Source organism: Lactobacillus helveticus DSM 20075 = CGMCC 1.1877, assembly GCF_000160855.1.
In the GTDB taxonomy this organism is placed as follows: domain Bacteria; phylum Bacillota; class Bacilli; order Lactobacillales; family Lactobacillaceae; genus Lactobacillus; species Lactobacillus helveticus.
In genome coordinates this window covers 66,343-85,952 of the sequence record NZ_GG700753.1, presented here as the reverse complement: position 1 = coordinate 85,952, position 19,610 = coordinate 66,343, and the positions used below count along the sequence as shown (strand labels likewise).

Genomic DNA, 19,610 nt, shown 5'->3' with positions numbered 1-19,610 from the left:
AAGCAAATTCATTAGAGAATTTCCAGATAAATTAGGGTTACTAAGGCAACTTGTAGATTTATTGGAAAAAATTGATAATGGTATTATTGCGTATAAAATATCCGATATACTTCAATCTCTAATAAAAGATATTGAAGATAATCATTTAGATCTTTTGGGTGCTGCCGAGATTATTTTTAAAAGTAAAAAAACTGTTGAGTATGTCAATATACAAGTTTTTAACTATTTATTTAAAGAATTCGAATTAAAACAAATAATTAATTTAATACAAGATTCTAATGTCGATCATCAAGATCTTCTCTGGTATTATTTCTTTAGCAATATTCCGTATGACAAAGTAGATGAAGAGACATTTGAGTTGCTTAAGAGATGGCTTAATAATGAGACAGAGGAAGACGTGGGCAATACTATAAATCGCAATATATTATTTGCTCAGAAATTCAATAGAGTTAATAAACAAGCATTAGAGGAATGCTGTTCTATTGTGTGGTCCAAAGGAGAAAAGTTTCGAATAATTTATTTCAGATATGTATCTTTAGATGAGAAGCAAAGTTCAGTTCTTGTAAAATCTTTTCAAAATATTACTCTTCTAGAGGATATATACCTATTTATTTTAAAAAGAAATAGTCAAAATGGAGATTATTCAGGTTACTTATTTAAGGACCTTTATAAAGAAGATACTAATGTTTTAATCAGATATATTGATGATATTTTGATACCTCAACTGAAAAATACTTATTCAGTGAAAAATAAATATAAGCTAGTTAATCTGATGGCAGGTCAATATGGACAAACTGTTTTATGCACTATATGGAATCATATTTATCAAACAAGACAGACAGTTCTTCAAATAGCTTATCTTAGATTCTTGACAAATCAGTTATGTAGTGTACAAGGTGAGGTAAGCACGCAGATAAATAAATGGCTGACCACATTGATTCAACAAAACAACGATAATACTGCGAAAGTGCAGATGATTTTTGATGGTTTAAATGAGTGCGATGATCTATCAATATATCACAAATATATTAAAGTTTTAATTTTAACTAAACCTGACCCTGATTTTTTTAGTAAGATACGTCTTGATAAAAGTAGTTTATCCTGGGATGTAAGTGAAGCAGGAATAAAGGAAGTATTTGGAGGAGAAATTAATCAACTTCAACAATTATCTACTTGGACAAGTACGTTAGGAGTAGATTATTTTGAATATAAAAAAATAATTGATCAGCGAATTGAAGTGATTCAAAAAGAATTAAAAGATCTTCTTGATAGATTAGATGCAGGAATAGATTAAGAAAGAAGCTATTTAATATAAATACTCAAGACACACTTTTGTGATCCTCATATATTTATTACGAGTGCATCAAGCACCAAGACCTCGTCTATTAACTCGATGAGGTCTTTTTTGCATCCCCGCCGACTGTTATAATTTATTTAACAGATTTAGGAGAAGATTTATGCCTACATTAACTACTGATAAGATTATTGCTAAACTTAATAGCTATTTTACAGATAACCAATATGTTTTTTGGTACGATGATAAGCAAGAATTCAAGGATATTATTGATTCAATTGCACAGCATTTAAGCCCGGTTAAGCTTTATAAAGCTCAAGCAAATCAACAATTCAAGAGTAAGATTGATTTGCTAAACGATTCAGAGCATAAATATTTAATCTATGCACCATACAAGAGACCTGCAATTCAAGAGAATTACCTAACTGATATGGAACATTATTCTAAGCTCTTCACTGCAGATGCTACACAAATTATCTTGGAAGAACTCCAACTTCCAGAGAATCAACTGCTTTTTGTTAAGAAGTATAATAGTTACTTTGGTGCCAAAACTAGAAGAGCAGATTTTGTTAAGTATTGGTCTGATACTTTTGATAAGACACCAGAAAAGGGTATTATTGCTGCAATTACTAAAACAGAAAAGCTCGATATGAATGAGTTGTTAATGAAAGTAATTGCTGCAGGCTATGTTAATAATCATTATATTTTTACATTTAGTAAATATGATGTGCTTGATATTTTTTGGAAGCTGGTCATGAATTACTTCGGTGGTGAGGCTGATAGTGAAGTTGATCTGAAGTATCTAGTTGAGCGCATTTTTATCACATATTTAGCTAATGAATTAAACGATAAGCTTCCCGATAGATTTAAGAATTATTATTTTAAACAACAAGATAATGTTCAAATCTTTATTGATCGTTTTGCTGACTCAAATAAGTATCAGCAATACTATGACAACTGCTCATCTACAGTTTGGCGCGATTTGAATTTGAATACCGTGTTGAAGCATGAACCAGCCATGATTTTGACTAAGATTAGCATATTCGAAGAAATTAACCATTTAATTTTGGCTAAGTTAGTCGCTAAATTTGACGGCAAGAGAATTACCGATTATGAGCAACTGCTTGAGATCATCGATCAGATGCTTGATCATACACGTAATAATTTCAATGGCGGAACTGAACCCGAATATAAATTCTTACGATATGCTGCAGAATTATTGAATTTAAAAGTGCCAATGGTTGATGATTGGCAAGATGAATTGAATGATTACTTATATAATAGCTATAAAATTGACACGATTTATCGTAAGAGTTTGCTAGCTTACACTAATATCATTGATACTGATAATTATATTGATATTAAAAAAACTATTGATCGTTATTATGGCAATATGTTGCTTGATAGCTCTGTTAAGCAGTGGAATGAAACTTTTGATCTAAAGGAGGTTCCTGTCAAGCTGAAGCAAGAACGCTTTTATCATAATTATGTCAGGGATGTACGAGAGAGAGTAGTTGTAATTTTCTCTGATGCCTTGCGTTATGAAGTAGCTAAAGAATTAGAAGAAGAGCTAAATAGCGATGATCGTCTGACAATGAAGATGAATCATGCAATTACGGTTTTACCATCCGTCACTTATATGGGGATGAATGTGATGCTACCTCATGAAACTTTAGAATGGGATAATAAGACTTCTAAGGTTAAAGTAAATGGTGAAAATGCAGAGAATACTGACAGTCGGGACAAGTTACTTAAGTCATATGATGAAAACAATCTTGCTTTTCAATTAAAGAATGTCCTGGAAATGTCTTCTAAAGAGATTAAGCAAATGATTACGGGGAAAAATGTAATTTACCTCTATCATAATCAAATCGATGCCAAAGGACATGAATTAAAGACAACTAAAGAATTAGTTGAAGCTACTGAAAAGGCAATTGATGAAATTAAGCAAGCTGTTCAAGTCCTAAGAACTAATGGTATAGCTCATATCATCATTACTGCTGATCATGGATTTATTTATCAAGAAAAGCCAATTGAAGATAAAGATAAAATCGATCTTCAAGGGCAAAATTATGAAGGAAATACTCATTTAAGATATTTAATCACTCCAAGTCAAATTAATGTAATGGGTGTTAAAAATACAACAATGGGTGTCAGTTTAAATAATGATGATCCTACCAATGTCTATTATCCAGTAAGTCCGAATGAATTCGTAGCTAGAAGTGGAAGCAAGAATTATGTTCATGGTGGTTCTTCTATTCAAGAAATGTTAATTCCTGTTTTAGATATTAAAGCAACTTCTAGAAGATCTATTGCTCAACCAGCAGAAATTAAGTTAGCGGCAACAACATTTAGAATTAATAATTTGAAGATGAATCTATTGTTCAACCAGACTGCGCCGATTAGTGATACCGTCTTACCAGCAGAATATCATGCTTACTTTACTGATGAAGATGGTAATTTGATTTCTAATAATGTAACTATTGAAGCAAATCGAACTGGTTCTGCAGCTGATCGTACAATTGCTATTACGATTACAATGCAAGACATGCAGTATGATCTTGATAAGAAATACTATTTAGTAATAGATCGTGAAGGTAGTACAGAAGAGCCAAAACGATTTGAATATAGTATGGATTTGATTAATTAATGGATTAGTGTACAGATTAGCTTAATATCTAATCTGTTTTATTTTGAGGGAAATTAGTAATGAGAAGAAGAAGTGTATTTCGCAAGCCATCACTGAAGGCATCGTTTAAAGCACGAACTACAGGTAGGGCTAAGAGAGCAGTTAAACGAGCGATCATACCAGGATATGGTAAAAAAGGCACAGGATTCATTAAAAATCCAAAACGTAGCATGTATAATGCGGTTTATCATCGAACAAGTATTGATACTTTAAAACCAATTAAGAACAAGAAAAGAACTACACAAGGTCAGGGAAATCAACAATCATCTAGTTCCTGTCTTTGGTGGATTTTTTGGGTAGTAATATTGATATTATGTTTAGCCAACATTCATATAACCTTAGGAATTCTTGCTGTTTGCGGAATAGTTTGGTTAATAGTCAGATTATTTAAAAAACATGATAAAATCAATTCTTCTAATGCAGGAAATGTAGATCAATCTGTTGATTCAACTGATACACCAAAAAGTACTGCTAAACCTGTTGTACATGAAGGAAATTTAGTAGCAGGAAATAAAAGTTATAATATAAATCCCAAAATTCTGCCATTATTGTATTTCACTGATGGTCAACTAAAGAATATTGATTCAGAAGTAGGAGAACCATCAGCTATTTCGATAAATTTCCCAGTTGCAGAAGGTCAATTTCAAAAGTTGAGTTATTATCCTAGTTATTCAGGATTAACGTCCGAACAGAGAAATGGATTCTTAACATGGCTGACGACAGATTTATCAAATGTTCCCGATATTGGCTTTGCTTTTCTGCTGTTGTATTGCTTAGAACGTCATATATTACATGATGAATATTTAGAAGAGTCTCTTAAAATTATTTCAAAACTACAAGGTCAGATTAGTAATGGCTCATTTGATTATTATTCTTCAACGTCCATTGGATACATATTCTTTATTCATAAGCGATTAGATTTACTCAAATATGTTGATTTGAATAAATGTGATATAAAACTTCAAATTTTATTGAGTCATAAATTATCTGCTGACCAATTAATATCATTGGCTACAGAGGTTGATTTTAGAAATCGATATTATATAAAAGAGTATCCAGAATTATTCAAAAAAGCTTTGATTGAAAGCTTGAAGAGAGAGTTTGGTTCAGAATATTTTCAATATGAACTTTCAAATATTCAAAAGTTAAAGAAAGAACCTTATATGTTTTCAAATTATTCATTACGAAAAGGTAATAATCGACCAGATCTATTAATGCCAGATCCGTTGTCTGATAGAAAACTTTGCCATGATATATATGCTGAACTGCAGAAAGCTCATGATCAAGTGAAAGGATTTCTTGAAATAAAGAGGGCAGTAGAGCCAAAGAAGGATAAAAGCAAGAAGAAAATTGCTAAGCCCAAGCGAATAAATTCTAAGACGGGTTATCCAATGTCAACAGATAAGCAAATAAAAAATGCTACAGAGCAGCTTAAATTGACAAGAAAATTTTTAAAGAATAATCAGACTAATCCTTATAAATCAAGAAATTCACAAGAAAAGATAGAAGATTGGTGTTGGAATAATTCTGCTGAAAAGATGGATAATGCTGATCTTGAATATAAAAAAGGTGAGTGGGATAAGGCAGAAAAATTATGGTTAGCATGTGTGGCTATTAATTATCGAGCAGCAAACAGATTAAGAATAATGTATCAAAAAGAACATAGATTTAACGATGCTGTTCAGATTATTGATTTTGCAATAGATTCGCCTGTATTACGTAAAGTTAACAATGACTCTTATGTTACGGATTTTAAAAAGCAGCTAGAAACGGCTGAACAAAAATCCATGAAACATGAGAATGAAGATCAATCAAAATTATCTGAGGAAGATTTTGAAAAATTAAATAGTGATTCGGATTATTGGTTTAAGAAATTTAATAATATTACTTATTATTAAATTACTAAAAAATGATATCAATGCAACATGCAAAGATATCATTTTTCTTTTATCTCAAATTCTTTAACTGAAACTTGAAAGCTAGAAATCACGCTCTTTCTGCATGGTTTCTAGTCTTTTTTGCGTAAAAATAAAAACGCAGGATTTCTCCGCATTATACTTTAAGTGTCAAATCCAAAGTAAAGGAGATCCTACGCAATGAAAAGTATAACGCAATTTAACCAAGAAAAGGACACTAAATCTTTAATTTCTTCATTTACTAAGTTAATTGGTCTAGGTGATTTGAGTAAAAAGGTAAACTTCAAACGACATTCCCTGGTTAGCCTGTTAATTGGATGATCAAGGCTAGATTTGCGCGAAAGTCGCTTTATCGCTGTCAGCGCGCCAAGAATTTTACTGCTAAAACTGGCAGAAATGTGCTCAATGATGGCCGCATCAACTGGCAGAAGCTGGTCTGTTTGGCTGCTGTTAAACTGATTTCTGTTTTGAAACCGGTAATTGATCGACGTAGAAGATTGGCTTTAATCGTTGATGACACGCTAATGGCTCGTTCTTGTTCTAAGAAGACCGAATTATTGGCTAAAGTCTATGATCATGACAAGCATGAATTTTTAACCGGCTATCGTGGTCTAACTGTTGGCTGGAGCGATGGCAATACCTTCTTGCCGGTTAATTTTGCTTTGATGTCAACTAAGAAAAAAGATAATATGATTGGCAATCAGCCTGTTACTGCTGATCAGCGCTCAATTGCCGGTCGTAGAAGAACCCAGGCTCAAAGACCAAGAAAGTTTATTATCGTTACCGCGGCCGCCTTTATGATGTCAGAGGCCTGTATGAACGTTTGGCTGCCGCCAAAACGCGGCAGTAAAGGAAAATATTTAGTACTGGCAACTACGCAATACAAGCTGCATCCACAGGAAATCATTCAGCTCTATGGCCGCAGATGGCAGATCGAAACTTATTTTAAAGCAGCTAAGCAATACTTAGCCTTAAACAAATCACAGATTCGAAGCTATGACGGGCAATGCGGCTACATTGCCGTGACAGCTCTAACTTATGATCTGTTGGCTTGGCAAGAAAGACAGAGTATCGATGATCGAACCTTAGGCGATTTATTCTATTTAATGAATGAAGCGCTGCCTGATTTAGCCTTTGAAGAGGCATTGGTCTACCTGCTTACCGCTCTTAAAGAAGCAAAAGCAGAGATCTCCGCCACAGTGGAACAAATATTAGACAACTTTATTAAGTTATTGCCGGTTTTCATGCAAAAGCAGCTGCTGCGGACAGCTTAAAAACTAATTTAAGAGACAAAAAGCCAGATCCAATACGGATCCAGCTAGTTTTAGTGCTTTCAAGTTTCAGTAAAATAAATTAGAATCGAATATTAAAAAGCTAGAAACAACACATTTTTAAAGTGTTATTACTAGCTTTTAGTTTTCACTTATTTATTCGAAGTTTGCCACTTTGATAAATTGATTTTTCCCAATTTGGTAGTATTTACTATGACCGATTTTTACAATAGAAGTAGCTTTCACTCTTACTTTTTTGCCCTTCTTCAATAGAACCTTCTTCTTACCATTTTTAATTGTTTTTCCAGATTTTGAATATAGATATGCATTGTGCTTTAAACGCAAAACTATTGTTTTTCTTTCAATAGTATTTGCTACTTTGACAAATTCGTTTTCGCCAATTTGATAGTATTCGTGTTTGTTAATAAGTACTTTTGCTGCATTATTTAAAGGACGAATATGGGAGCCTTTCTTTAAGAATAGATTTCTTCCTAGCTTCAATACAAGCTTACCATTTTTATCATATACAAACGCATTGTGAGTTAATGTGATTGTTTCATCTTTTGTAAAGTTATCTTTTTCAACATTGACTTGGTTATTGGCTGAAGTATTATTTGAATTTGTATTAATTGAATCAATACTATTGTTTAACTCTTCGTTATCTTCAGAGGAGCTATGGCTCATTTTGTTTAATTCATCCTGTGCTTCCTTAATTAGTTGCTTAGCTTCTTCTGGAGTAACTGCTTTCTTACGGCTAAGAATAGGGGCAGTGATTAAGTTGCCTTCTTCTGTTTGATGTTTAAGGTAATTAACGAAAATATCAGTATCAACCCCAATATCTGCAACCTTTTTTGCACCTTTCAATTGACTAGTTGAATCAACTAAATAATTGCTTGTAATCACGCGATAAACTTTATTTGGATCAACAGGGTGATTATTGCCGTCATAAAGAACTGCAACCTTCTTTGGAAAAGCTTTATCGTCTTGTGTAGTGTAAACATAATGCATTCCACTCAAAAGATAATATCTGCTTTCATTGCTAGAATCATCCAGTTAGTTCGAAAACTTGAATTTGATTACTAAAAGGCTGAACTGATTGTGCTGATTGCCACTTAATTGAGCCATCTTTTTCGACTTTTAAGTCACTTCTTACACCACCACCATTAGTTATAGCAATATCAGCAACAATACCTTCTCGCTTAGCTTCTGCCATTTGCGCATCAACTACTAGATCGCCAATTGCATTTTCGGTATCTGAATTAAGATCTTTGGTAATATCTTTTGCGGCTGCTGCTTTACCAATCACACTATTAGTGATCTTAGAAGTTCTTTGCTCGGCATCTTTTATGACTTGTTCTACAGCTGGATCAGGCTGAATTTCTTTATCATCAGTTGCTGACATAACAGGGTATACATGAGTGATTAAACTTCCTTTTACAAAATCATTAGTTGATGGATCGATATAGCCGATAGCATCATCATATGCTTTTGAAAAACTTGCAGCTTGGACAAGTTTTGTATTGCCGACTCCACCATCTGCATATTGATGTGAGTGAGCTGCAATATATAAATCGACTGAATTATCAGGATCGATACGGTATAGTTTTTGTAAAATTTTAACCGCATCGCCTTGAGTCTTTCCTTTATAAGTTTCTACACCAGTATGTGCTAAAACAACGATTGCATGAACACCTTGATCTTGCAGAATCTTGTCATATTTAGCAATTGATTCAGCTTCATCTAGTACTTCATAATCCTTTAGATTTTTGGCAAAAGTTAATTTAGGTAAATCTGTTGTATCGATTCCGATAAAACCAATTTTTGATTTTTTACCATTGTATTCTAATTCTTTGATTATATATGGCTTCCAGCCAAAAGGAACCTTTCCATCGGCCTTTCTTACCAAATTAGAAACTACAATTTGAATGCCAGAATTTTCATGAGGATAATCCTGTTCTTCTTGGTTAAACTGTCCTTTCTTAGGGGCTTTTCCTTCTAAAACTCTATCGAATTCATCTAGTCCTTCATCAAATTCATGATTACCTAAAGTACCAATTTCAATGTGCATCTGCTTTAGTGCATGCATTGTAGGTTCATCTTGCAATAATGAAGAAGTTGCTGGAGATGCTCCCACAATGTCACCAGCTTCAACTCTGATAGTTGTTCCATTTGGATTTTTCTTTTTAAAATCAGATTCGGCATTGTTCAAATATCCAGCCAATCTGGCAGCATTACCTGCGTTTTGGTAGGAACGATAGCCAATCCAAGTTTTACCAGTGGTATCAATATTTCCGTGTACATCATTGATACCTAAAATTTGTACAGGAATGGCATCTTTATATTTAGCGGGATTTGACCAATGATCATTGTTCGGCTTTGACTGGTGATCAGTATAACTGACTACTGGTACTTCTTTCGAGCTTTCAGTATAAACAGTAGGTGAAGATTGCTTTGTTGAATCAGCATTTTGCTGAGTAGTTTGAGCAACTGGTTGCTGAACTTGTTGTGTATCTGCTTTAACTTGGACATTTGTTAAAAATAGCCCCATTAAGGCACTTGCAGCTAAACTCGTAATGATTCCATTTACATGACGTGATATCATTTTATACTCCTCAAATTAAATTAAACAATATTTATTAAGTAAAGTATAAAACGTGAACATTTTAATTTCAATTATCAATTATAGTTAATAATTGGAACTTGAAAGCTAGAAATCAAGAAAACTGTATGTACCTAGGAAATAGCGATGTTTAATGAAGCAAAAAATCCTATTAATTCAAGGTTAATACCAAGATTTAATAGGATTTTAGATTTATTGATTAAAATTTTACCAAATGACTACGCGCTTAGCAGGGTCAAGCCACATGCCATCTCCTTCTTTAACATTGAAGGCTTTGTAAAATTCAGGTTGGCATTGCACTTGAACGTTAACTCTTTCAGGACCTGGAGCGTGAACATCGAATGCGGCAATTGTCTTAATGATTTCAGGAGATTCTTTACTTGCCCAAATGCGAGCATAGTTTTCGAATAGTTCTTTCATGTCGCCATGTTCATTCTTATTAGCTTCAATACCTGCAGTTAAACCACCTTGGTCGGCGATGTTTTCACTAACGATTTGTTTACCATTAAGAGTTACAGGACCATACTTAATACCATCGAACAAGTCGATTTCAGCTTGAGTACGCTTTTCAAATTCCGCAAAGTCTTCCTTGGTCCACCAATTCTTCATGTTGCCGAATTCATCGTACTTTGCACCGTTGTTGTCGAATGCGTGAGAAATTTCGTGGGCGATTACCACACCAATACCGCCATAGTTAGTAGCACGAGAAGCATTGATGTCGTAGAAAGGTGCTTCCAAGATAGCGGCAGGGAAGGTAATATCGTTTCTCTGTGGGTCGTAACAAGCATTGATCAAGTTTCCTGGCATGTACCATTCGCTGCGGTCAACTGGCTTGTACAGTTTATCGAAATTATGCTTCAAGCTGATTTCACGAATATTTGCTTGATTACTGTAGAGGTTGCCACCTTCATTTGCTGGAGTAACTTGGAATAAATCGTAAACGTGATCGATTTTATTAGGATAACCAATCTTTAAAACCAAGGCGCGCAACTTAGTAATTGCCTTTTCCTTAGTAGCAGGTGAGAGCCATTCATTATTGGTTATTCGTTGTTCGTAGACATCGATCATGCGATGAATCATATCTTCAACGTCGGCCTTGGCATCTTCGCCGAAGTAAGTGCGACCATAATAAACGCCGATTACATCATCAAACAAATTATTAGCTTTGTAGTAAGCTTCCTTTTCTTGACTAGGCAATTTTTTTTGACCATAAGTAGCTTGCTTAAATGGGAAGGCAGCTTGACGGAATTCTTCTGATAAAAACGCGGCAGCTTTATTAATGAAGGTAGAGATTAACCAACCTTTAAGTTCATCGAAGCTCTCTTGATTAAATAATTCGTTGAAGTGGTCCAAGAATTTTGGTTCACGTACTACAACGTAATTTGGCTTCTTTTCAAAGAGCTGCTCAAGCAACTGACCCAAGTTCAAAGAGCTAGTCTTTTCTTCAAATTCGTTAGTCTTGATTGGGTTGTAAAGAGCTACATCATCGGCACGTTCTTCGGCTGATTTTGCAACCTTAACGATTTTAGCATCGAGTGCAATCGCATCAGTGGCGTATTTCTTAGCAGCAGCTTCTTCAACACCAGCCATCTTTAACAAGTTTTCGGTTTGCTTTTGCCAAACATCGAGCAATTGCTTAGCAGAAGGTGATTGGTAACTAGTAGTGTCAGGCAAGATCAATGAGTTGCGGTCAAAGGAAAGAGAATTGGTCTTCGTATTCTTACGATCAGGTTCAACTTCGAATAAAAACGGAAAGCTAAAGCGCAAGAATAATTTTGCTAGATTTTGCTTGACGTCATCGACATCTTTTAAGTTTATTAAAGTCTCAAGATCAGCTTGAGCAGGTTGAAAGTCATCGGCATCTCTTTTGGCGAAATCTTTAGCTAATTTATAAACTTCGATTGCCTTGTCAAAGTTAGGAATATCAGGCAAAGCTTTTTTACCAGAAGCAAAATCAGCTAAGTCGTTCATCAATTCTTTTTCGATTTTTAAATCAATTTCACTGAAACTACTGATTAATGGACGATCGGCAGGGATCTTGGCTTTAGAAATCCAGTCAGAGTTAACGGCTAAGTATAAGTTATCTTGAATGCGGGCATTGAGATCGGGCTTGGTGATATCACCAGCACCGCCGCGGATTTTTGCTAAATTCATATGTTTTCTCCTTTGTTTTTTAGTTGGTTAAATCATAGCATTTTTTAAAATAAAATGAAAATTTAATTTTGCTTATTTAATTTTGCTTATTTATAGTAATAAAAGCATTTTGTTAAATAAAAATAAGGATGTAAGCACATCTCTAACACCTGCTATTAAATTGATGTATACTTATAGTGTATTGATAAAACAGAAGGGATGTATTATCTATGAAGAAATTAAATACTAACAAGCTTACTGAAGAACAAGTAAATCTTTTCAAGAATAACTTAGTTTACTTAGCAACTGTTGATGCTGACGGCAACCCACAAGTTGGTCCTAAGGGCTCAATGACTGTCTTAGATCCAAGTCACTTACAATACCTTGAAAAGACCAAGGGTGAAGCTTACGAAAACATTAAGCGCGGTTCAAAGGTTGCTCTTGTTGCAGCTGATGTTCCATCACATACTGCAGTTATGGTACTTACTACTCCAGAAGTTCACGAAGATGATGACTACGCAAAGAAAGTTTTAGCTAAGACTGAATTTCCAAATGCATTCGTAGTTAACTTAAACATCGAAGAAGTATTTGCATAAAAACTTAATTAAAATAGCAATCAAGCTGGGACATTTTCCCCAGCTTTTTTGTTTAAAAATATCTTGCCATATTAAAAAGCTCATGATATTCTAATAAAAATGAATTGAAAGAGGAAAAAATCATGTTTTATCTTAACGCCAATGTAGCTTCAACTTCATCTAGCTCAAGTTCTTCCCGTTGAACTTGAGTAGTTTTGGCATACAGATAATTCATAGCCTGAACCTACTCATGATAATTAAGTAGGCTCAGGTGATAATTAAGTAGGTTTTTTTCATGGAGGAAATAATTATGGCAGATAAACACCCCAACAATAACCTAAAACGTTCAATCGGTTTTGGTTCAGCCATTTCAATCGTAATCGGTACAATCATTGGTTCAGGCATATTTTTTAAGCAAGTTTCCGTATTGGATAGTGCCGGTTCAAGTACAATGGCAATTATCGCCTGGATTTTTGGTGGATTGATCACGCTGACAGGTGGATTAACGATTGCTGAAATCGGTGCTCAGATGCCATACACTGGTGGTTTATATGTGTATATTGAAAATCTGTATGGTCGAATTTGCGGCTTTATGGCAGGATGGATGCAGATCATCGTCTATGGTCCTGCGATTATTGCTTCAGTAGCCGGCTTCATGAGTATTTTGATGGCTAATTTCTTCGGACTTGGTCGTAATTGGAGCATCCCTTTAGCGATCGTTACCGTTATCGCCATAGGATTATTAAATTTCCTGGAAAACAAAGTTGGTGCGGTTTTCTCTGTCATTACTACCATCGTTAAGATGATTCCAATTGCAGCTATTGTAATTTGCGGTATCTTTTGGGGACATCAAGATGCGTTAGGGCAAACCATTAGTCAAGTCAATCAATCGACTGGCGGCTTTGGCGTTGCTGTTTTAGCTACCTTGTTTGCCTACGATGGCTGGATCTTAATTGCCAATTTAGGTGGCGAAATGAAGAATCCACAAAAGTTGTTGCCTAAAGCTATTATTCTTGGTATTAGTTCTGTACTTGTGATCTATACACTAGTAACAATCGGGATTTTTCGCTTTTTGCCAGTAGGTTTAATCCATCGTTTGGGTGAAAATACGACCGCATATTTAGCAACTAAGGTCTTCGGCACAATCGGAGGGAAATTGCTTTCTGCTGGAATTATCATCTCAATGATGGGAACCTTGAATGGCAAGATGCTGACATTCCCTCGAATTGTCTACGCAATGGCTAGACGTGGCGACCTTCCATTTTCAAAATATTTGTCATATGTCACTCCTAAAGGTAAATCACCAGTGGTTGCAACCTTATTCATCATAGTATTGGCTGCTATCATGATGATGTTCTTTAAACCAGATCATTTGTCAGACTTGTGCGTATTTACTGTCTATTGTTTTTACTTATTAGCATTCTTCGGCATCTTTATCTTGCGTAAGAAAAACAAAACGCGTCCATTCAGCACACCGCTTTATCCACTTGTTCCAATCGTAGCTATCCTAGGTGGCTTATTTGTACTTATTAGTGAATTGATCAACGATCCTGCTGGAGTTTTATTATTCATTGGCATCGTAATTGTAGGTTTGCCAATATTTTATGTAGTAAAACGAATGGACAGAAAAAGATTGAAATAATATAGTTGATAAACATAATGGAGGATTTGTTATGAATGCAAATTTTGAAACAAAATTAATGCAGCTTTTAGATTAAAACAAAGATGAGATTATTAAAATTCGTCGTTATCTACACGAGCATTCAGAGTTATCTTTTCATGAGAAAAAGACGTCTGAATTCATCGAAAATTACTATCGTGATTTGGATTGCCAGGTGCGCCATTGTGGAGATGACTATGGCATTGTAGTAGATATTAATCCAGATAAGCCGGGTAAAAAATTAGCTTGGCGTGCTGACTTTGATGCATTGCCAATTCAAGAAAACAACGAATTGCCTTTTAAATCTCAAAATCCCGGTGTCATGCATGCGTGCGGTCATGATGGTCATACTGCCTATCTTTTGGTATTAGGCAAATGCTTAATTCAATTAAAAGATCAAATTAATGGAAGCATTCGCTTAATTCATCAGCCAGCTGAGGAAGTTGTCCCAGGCGGAGCTTTATCGATGATTAAAGACGGAGCGCTAGATGGTGTTGACGATGTGATCGGTATTCACGTAATGAGCACGATGCCAACGGGAACGGTTCAGCTTCATGCAGGAGCAACGCAGACCGGACGTGCAAATTTTGATCTGACTTTTACTGGTAAAGGTGGTCATGCTTCAATGCCACAACTTAGCAATGATGCAATTGTGGCTGGATCTTATTTTGTCACTCAGGTGCAAACCGTTGTTTCTAGAAGGTTAAATCCATTTGATGTTGGCAGCGCGTAACTATTGGCTCATTTGATGGGGCAGGTAGCTATAATGCCATCCAAGGACAGGTAAAACTTAAGGGCGATGTCCGGGTGATGAATGAAGCTACTCGTAAATTAATGAAGAAAAATATTAAACAAATCATCAAGGGAACCGATGTAACTTTCGGCGTTAAATCTGAACTTAATTATGACGATAATTATCCAGTTTTAGTTAACAATCAAGATTTGACTAAAAAAGTAGAAAATTGGATTAAAGAGAGTAAAATTCCTGAAGTTACTGCTGTAAAGGATAGCGGAGTAGTAAATGCTTCGGAGGATTTTGCCTACTATGCTCAGAAGAAGCCAGCTTGTTTCTTTTATGTTGGGTGTCAGCCTGAAGATGGCGGAATATATCCGCATCACAGTCCTAAATTCATGATGAATGAAGATTGTTTAATCATTTGTGCTAGAAGTGCGGCTAGTGTAATCAGTCATTATTTTGCTTAAATAAAAAAGCATTTGACAATTTTTTGGGATCGTTTTATTATTATTAACAATAAATTAAAAGAATTTGAAAAGCAGAGTAATTATCGCTTAATTGTTACAGAGAATTATCGGTTGGTGAGAGATAAGCAATTGAAGGTAATGAAGATGGGCTTGGATATCAGTGTTAGCGATAAGTAGCTAACAACGGCGTTGTGAACCGTTAGCTGTCACAAACTATGTTGGGTAGTTAATAAGGTTCATTGCGCGAGTAATGGATAAATTAAAGGTGGTAACGCGAAGCACTCGTCCTTTTGGGGATGGGTGCTTTTTGTTTTTATTAAAAAATGAGAAAGAAGTGTTGATGATGAATTTAATTAGTAGAGCTAAAAAAGGAATCGTATTAGATGGTGCAATGTCTGATAAGTTAGAACGACAGGGAGTTAAAACTAACAATAAATTATGGACAGCAACGGCCTTGATCAATGAATTGGATAAAGTTTATCAGGCACATTGGGATTACTTTACTGCTGGAGCTGAACTGGTTATTACCGATACCTATCAGGCTAATGTACAAGCGTTTACTCAAGCAGGTTATAGTGAGCAAGAAGCAGAAAAATTTATTCGGGATGCAGTAAAAGTTGCCAAAAAAGCACGTGATGATTATGAACAAAAAACTGGCAAGCATAATTATGTTGCGGGAACTGTAGGATCATATGGTGCATATTTAGCAGACGGCAATGAATATCGTGGAGATTATGAGTTAAGTGAATTAGAATATTTAGCTTTTCATTTGCCAAGATTGCGCCAAATTTTAGCAGAAAAGCCAGATCTAATTGCATTAGAAACGCAACCTAAATTAGATGAACCATTAGCTGTTTTGAACTGGCTTAAAGAAAATGCATCAGATTACCCAGTTTATGTAAGTTTCACTTTGAAAGATGCAACTCATATTAGTGATGGCACTACATTGGAGCAGGCAGTTAGTGCAGTAGATAAATTTGAACAAGTTTTTGCAATTGGAATTAATTGCATATCACCCGATTTGGTTGCACCAGCATCGAAAGAAATTGGTAAATACACGTTTAAATCATTAGTAGTTTATCCAAATTTGGGTGCAAGCTATGATCCTAAGATCAAACAATGGCGTGAATTCAAAGAAAAATTTGATTTTAATAGATTAACCAAGAAATGGTATCAAGAAGGTGCACGTCTAATTGGTGGCTGTTGTACTACAGGACCAACTGAAATTAAGCAGATTAGCGATAGTCTAAATCAATTGCGTTAGGGGGATTATGAATGGCTCATCAAACACATTTACAAAGAAAAATGACGACACGACATATTAGGATGATTTCGCTAGGCGGAGTGATTGGAACAGGGCTTTTTCTTAGTTCTGGCTATACGATTCATGAAGCAGGACCTTTAGGAACAGTAATTGCTTATTTGGTAGGTGGATTAATTGTTTTTGCAGTCATGCTGTGTTTAGGTGAGCTATCTGTTGCCATGCCATACACAGGGGCATTTCACGTTTATGCTAAAAAATATATCGGGCCTTCGACTGGTTTTGTAGTAGCTATTCTATATTGGCTAACATGGACGATTGCTTTAGGATCAGAATTTACCGCAGCAGGATTGATTATGCAAAAGTGGTTCCCTCAAGTTTCAGTTTGGATTTGGAGTTTGACCTGTATGATATTAATCTTTTTAAGCAATTTCTTTTCAGTTAAAGCTTTTGCAGAAAGTGAATTTTGGTTTGCGGCAATTAAAGTTTTTGCCATAGTTGCATTCATTGTCCTGGGCGGATTAGTTATTGCCGGCTTTTTACCTGTTAAGGGTTATCATGCTGCACCGGGATTGGCTAATTTTTATCGTAATGGTTGGTTTCCTAATGGATTCAGCGGTGTATTTACAACAATGTTGACAGTAAACTTCGCTTTTTCAGGTACTGAATTAATTGGGGTTACTGCAGGTGAAGCAGAAAATCCTCAAAAGGCTATTCCTAGTGCAATCAAGACAACGCTTTGGCGGTTGCTTATTTTCTTCATTGGTAGTATTGCTGTAATGTCTGCGTTGATTCCATATAAGGTTGCCGGCGTTACGCAAAGTCCATTTGTTTACGTCTTAGATTCAATTCATGTGCCTTTTGCGGCTAATATCATGAATTTTGTTGTGCTGACTGCAATTATTTCAGCTGCCAATTCTGGCTTGTATGCATCTACTAGAATGTTATGGTCTCTGAGCAATGAGGGAACTATTCCAGCTATTTTTAAGAAAACCAATAAAAACGGCATTCCTGTTTTAGCATTAATCTTCAGCATGCTTGGCGGTGTATTTGCATTAGTATCAAGTAAGATCGCAGCTGACACAGTTTACTTAGTCCTAGTTTCAATTTCAGGACTAGCAGTAGTTTTCGTTTGGATGGCAATCGCTTGGGCAGAATTGAATTTTAGAAAGCAATTTTTAAAAGATGGGCATCAATTATCTGAATTAAAATATAAAACTCCTTGGTATCCTGTTGTGCCATACTTTGCTTTTATTGCTAGTTTATTATCATGCGTTTTGATCCTACGCAAAGAGTGGCACTGTATTACACGATTCCGTTTGTGCTTGTTTGTTACTTAGGACACCGTTTTTGGTTGAGGCGTAAAGACAATGAAGTAGTCAAAGAGGCAGAATAGTAGTGGTAAAATATTTCTAGCTAATGTTAGGGGAGTTAGAAATGCAAAATACAATTATCAATAGTGCAACAGAAAAACTGTCGCCGTTTAAAACTTTAACTGCAGAACAAGAGAATCTAGTTAATGATATTTTGTCTTTTACTACAAAACACATTAAGCAAGATTATCCTGCTATTTTTACGGTTTATGGGGATGCAGGAACAGGAAAAAGTGTTGTATTAGCACACTTATTCAATGAAATCCAAGTTGCCGCAAGAACTAAGGAAGATTCACCACTTTATCAAACGACCAATTATTTTGTGGTCAATCACCCAGAAATTTTAAAAGCATATAAAGAAATTGCAGGTGATTTGCCCCATCTTTACAAAAAAGACTTTACTCGTCCCACTTCTTTAATCAATCAACTCGATAAAAAAGATGAAACAGTAGATGTCGTTGTAATTGATGAGGCTCACTTATTATTGTCAAGATCAGATCCATATAATAACTTTACTTACAATAATCAATTAGTAGAGCTCATCAAGCGAGCTAAAGTTGTAATTCTTGTATTTGATCAATATCAAGTTTTACGCACTAAGACTTTTTGGACCAACAAGCAATTAGAAAAAATTACTCATCAATGTCCTCATGAAGATTATCATTTAACTCACCAATTTAGAGTCAATGCCAGTGATGATCTACTTAATTGGTTTAATTATTTTACTGATGAAGAGAAAATCCTGCCATTTCCTGAGGATGCGCGACACAATTATGATTTTTGCATTTTTGATGATGCAGAAAAGATGCGGCAGGAGATAGTTAAACGAAACAATGAGGTAGGATTATCTAGAATTTTATCTACTACCGGATATCCTTCGACTCTTGATGGTGGTAAACACTATATCACAGAAGGCAAGTTCAAAATGCCGTGGGATCAGTATAATTACACATCTAAACCTTGGGCTGAAATACCAGAAACTATTAATGAAGTTGGTTCTATTTATACTTGTCAGGGTTTTGATTTAAACTACACCGGAATCATTTTAAGTCCGCCAATTACGCAAATTCCGGGTACCAATAAACTGAAGGTAGATCCAAGCAAGTTTACAGATATTGAAGCCTTCAAAAAACGTAAAGATCTATTCAATGATCAAGAACTAAATGAAGCTAAGAAGCGGTTATTCATGAACATGATCAACGTTTTATTAAAGCGCGGTGTTTATGGTACCTATATCTATGCCCATGATCCATTATTGCGACAGACTTTATACCAAAATTATCAAAAATTAATTTTAAGCATAATAGGTGACACGAATAGTTTTTATCAGTATTATTAGATAAAAATAGCAATTACTTTTAGTAAGAGGATGAGATTATGAAAACTATTCAAAATATTATTATTGGCTTTGGTAAAGGTGGGAAAACCCTGGCAAAATTTCTCGCTCAAAAATGTGAGGAAGTTTTAGTAATTGAAAAATCAAATGTACGGCGGTACTTGCATCAATATTGCTTGTTTGCCATCTAAGCGTTTAATCATTGAAGCTGGCAATGGTGTGGAATTTTGTTAATGGTAAAAATCAAATACTGCTATGTTGCGTGGCAAAAATCATCAT

General features: G+C 35.0%; 12 protein-coding genes, 3 pseudogenes and 1 other annotated feature. Of the genes and pseudogenes, 12 read left to right on the top strand and 3 right to left on the bottom strand.

What is annotated here, in order from left to right; translation table 11 throughout:
• The 5 genes from HMPREF0518_RS04090 to HMPREF0518_RS09705 form a co-directional block, all read left to right on the top strand.
• Positions 1-1,294, top strand: a 1,294-nt coding sequence (locus HMPREF0518_RS04090; RefSeq protein ID WP_169303867.1) for a hypothetical protein, incomplete at its 5' end; no start/stop codon positions are given.
• 163 nt (positions 1,295-1,457) lie between these two features.
• Positions 1,458-3,944, top strand: a complete 2,487-nt coding sequence (gene pglZ, locus HMPREF0518_RS04085) for a BREX-1 system phosphatase PglZ type A (protein WP_003626411.1) — start codon at positions 1,458-1,460, stop codon at positions 3,942-3,944.
• 59 nt (positions 3,945-4,003) lie between these two features.
• Positions 4,004-5,881, top strand: coding sequence for a TerB N-terminal domain-containing protein (locus HMPREF0518_RS04080; RefSeq protein ID WP_003626409.1), 1,878 nt, complete (start codon positions 4,004-4,006; stop codon positions 5,879-5,881).
• A gap of 198 nt (positions 5,882-6,079) precedes the next feature.
• Complete coding sequence (locus HMPREF0518_RS10670; RefSeq protein ID WP_003626407.1) at positions 6,080-6,220, top strand: hypothetical protein; 141 nt, start codon at positions 6,080-6,082, stop codon at positions 6,218-6,220.
• Positions 6,217-7,173 (top strand): transposase, encoded by a 957-nt coding sequence (locus HMPREF0518_RS09705; RefSeq protein WP_003626405.1) that lies wholly within the window; start codon positions 6,217-6,219, stop codon positions 7,171-7,173. The genes HMPREF0518_RS10670 and HMPREF0518_RS09705 overlap by 4 nt, the downstream gene beginning before the upstream one ends.
• A gap of 153 nt (positions 7,174-7,326) precedes the next feature.
• Here the strand turns inward: HMPREF0518_RS09705 and HMPREF0518_RS10665 are convergent, their stop codons facing one another.
• The 3 genes from HMPREF0518_RS10665 to HMPREF0518_RS04060 form a co-directional block, all read right to left on the bottom strand.
• Positions 7,327-8,178: an SLAP domain-containing protein gene (locus HMPREF0518_RS10665; RefSeq protein ID WP_003626403.1), complete on the bottom strand. Its 852-nt coding sequence runs from the start codon at positions 8,176-8,178 to the stop codon at positions 7,327-7,329.
• A gap of 37 nt (positions 8,179-8,215) precedes the next feature.
• Positions 8,216-9,772 (bottom strand): bifunctional metallophosphatase/5'-nucleotidase, encoded by a 1,557-nt coding sequence (locus tag HMPREF0518_RS10660; protein WP_003626402.1) that lies wholly within the window; start codon positions 9,770-9,772, stop codon positions 8,216-8,218.
• A 225-nt stretch (positions 9,773-9,997) separates the two neighbouring features.
• The gene (locus HMPREF0518_RS04060) at positions 9,998-11,944 is read right to left on the bottom strand and encodes a M13 family metallopeptidase (protein WP_003626400.1); all 1,947 of its coding nucleotides are present in this window, start codon (positions 11,942-11,944) and stop codon (positions 9,998-10,000) included.
• 209 nt (positions 11,945-12,153) lie between these two features.
• On the opposite strand from HMPREF0518_RS04060, the gene HMPREF0518_RS04055 reads away from it, so the two are divergent.
• The 7 genes and pseudogenes from HMPREF0518_RS04055 to HMPREF0518_RS09700 form a co-directional block, all read left to right on the top strand.
• Entirely contained in the window at positions 12,154-12,519 is a 366-nt protein-coding gene (locus HMPREF0518_RS04055) for a pyridoxamine 5'-phosphate oxidase family protein (RefSeq protein WP_003626398.1), read from the top strand.
• A 289-nt stretch (positions 12,520-12,808) separates the two neighbouring features.
• The gene (locus HMPREF0518_RS04050) at positions 12,809-14,140 is read left to right on the top strand and encodes an APC family permease (protein ID WP_023192996.1); all 1,332 of its coding nucleotides are present in this window, start codon (positions 12,809-12,811) and stop codon (positions 14,138-14,140) included.
• Between the two features lie 88 nt (positions 14,141-14,228).
• Positions 14,229-15,361, top strand: a pseudogene (locus HMPREF0518_RS04045) (amidohydrolase).
• Positions 15,362-15,415: 54 nt separating this feature from the next.
• Positions 15,416-15,654 (top strand) — a binding site (T-box leader).
• Entirely contained in the window at positions 15,612-16,625 is a 1,014-nt protein-coding gene (mmuM, locus tag HMPREF0518_RS04040; protein ID WP_003626389.1) for a homocysteine S-methyltransferase, read from the top strand. Its footprint overlaps the feature before it by 43 nt.
• An 11-nt stretch (positions 16,626-16,636) precedes the next feature.
• A pseudogene (locus tag HMPREF0518_RS04035) lies at positions 16,637-18,018 on the top strand (amino acid permease).
• A 41-nt stretch (positions 18,019-18,059) separates the two neighbouring features.
• On the top strand, positions 18,060-19,334 hold the full coding sequence (locus HMPREF0518_RS04030) for a DUF2075 domain-containing protein (protein ID WP_023192994.1): 1,275 nt from the start codon (positions 18,060-18,062) through the stop codon (positions 19,332-19,334).
• 38 nt (positions 19,335-19,372) lie between these two features.
• A pseudogene (locus HMPREF0518_RS09700) lies at positions 19,373-19,610 on the top strand (pyridine nucleotide-disulfide oxidoreductase); the annotation flags it as partial.

Bases quoted from the DNA above. Each gene is read 5' to 3' on its own strand.
- pglZ (WP_003626411.1), top strand. From the start codon at position 1,458: ATGCCTACATTAACTACTGATAAGATTATTGCTAAACTTAATAGCTAT.
- HMPREF0518_RS04080 (WP_003626409.1), top strand. From the start codon at position 4,004: ATGAGAAGAAGAAGTGTATTTCGCAAGCCATCACTGAAGGCATCGTTT.
- HMPREF0518_RS10670 (WP_003626407.1), top strand. From the start codon at position 6,080: ATGAAAAGTATAACGCAATTTAACCAAGAAAAGGACACTAAATCTTTA.
- HMPREF0518_RS09705 (WP_003626405.1), top strand. From the start codon at position 6,217: ATGATCAAGGCTAGATTTGCGCGAAAGTCGCTTTATCGCTGTCAGCGC.
- HMPREF0518_RS10665 (WP_003626403.1), bottom strand. From the start codon at position 8,178: ATGCATTATGTTTACACTACACAAGACGATAAAGCTTTTCCAAAGAAG.
- HMPREF0518_RS10660 (WP_003626402.1), bottom strand. From the start codon at position 9,772: ATGATATCACGTCATGTAAATGGAATCATTACGAGTTTAGCTGCAAGT.
- HMPREF0518_RS04060 (WP_003626400.1), bottom strand. From the start codon at position 11,944: ATGAATTTAGCAAAAATCCGCGGCGGTGCTGGTGATATCACCAAGCCC.
- HMPREF0518_RS04055 (WP_003626398.1), top strand. From the start codon at position 12,154: ATGAAGAAATTAAATACTAACAAGCTTACTGAAGAACAAGTAAATCTT.
- HMPREF0518_RS04050 (WP_023192996.1), top strand. From the start codon at position 12,809: ATGGCAGATAAACACCCCAACAATAACCTAAAACGTTCAATCGGTTTT.
- mmuM (WP_003626389.1), top strand. From the start codon at position 15,612: ATGGATAAATTAAAGGTGGTAACGCGAAGCACTCGTCCTTTTGGGGAT.
- HMPREF0518_RS04030 (WP_023192994.1), top strand. From the start codon at position 18,060: ATGCAAAATACAATTATCAATAGTGCAACAGAAAAACTGTCGCCGTTT.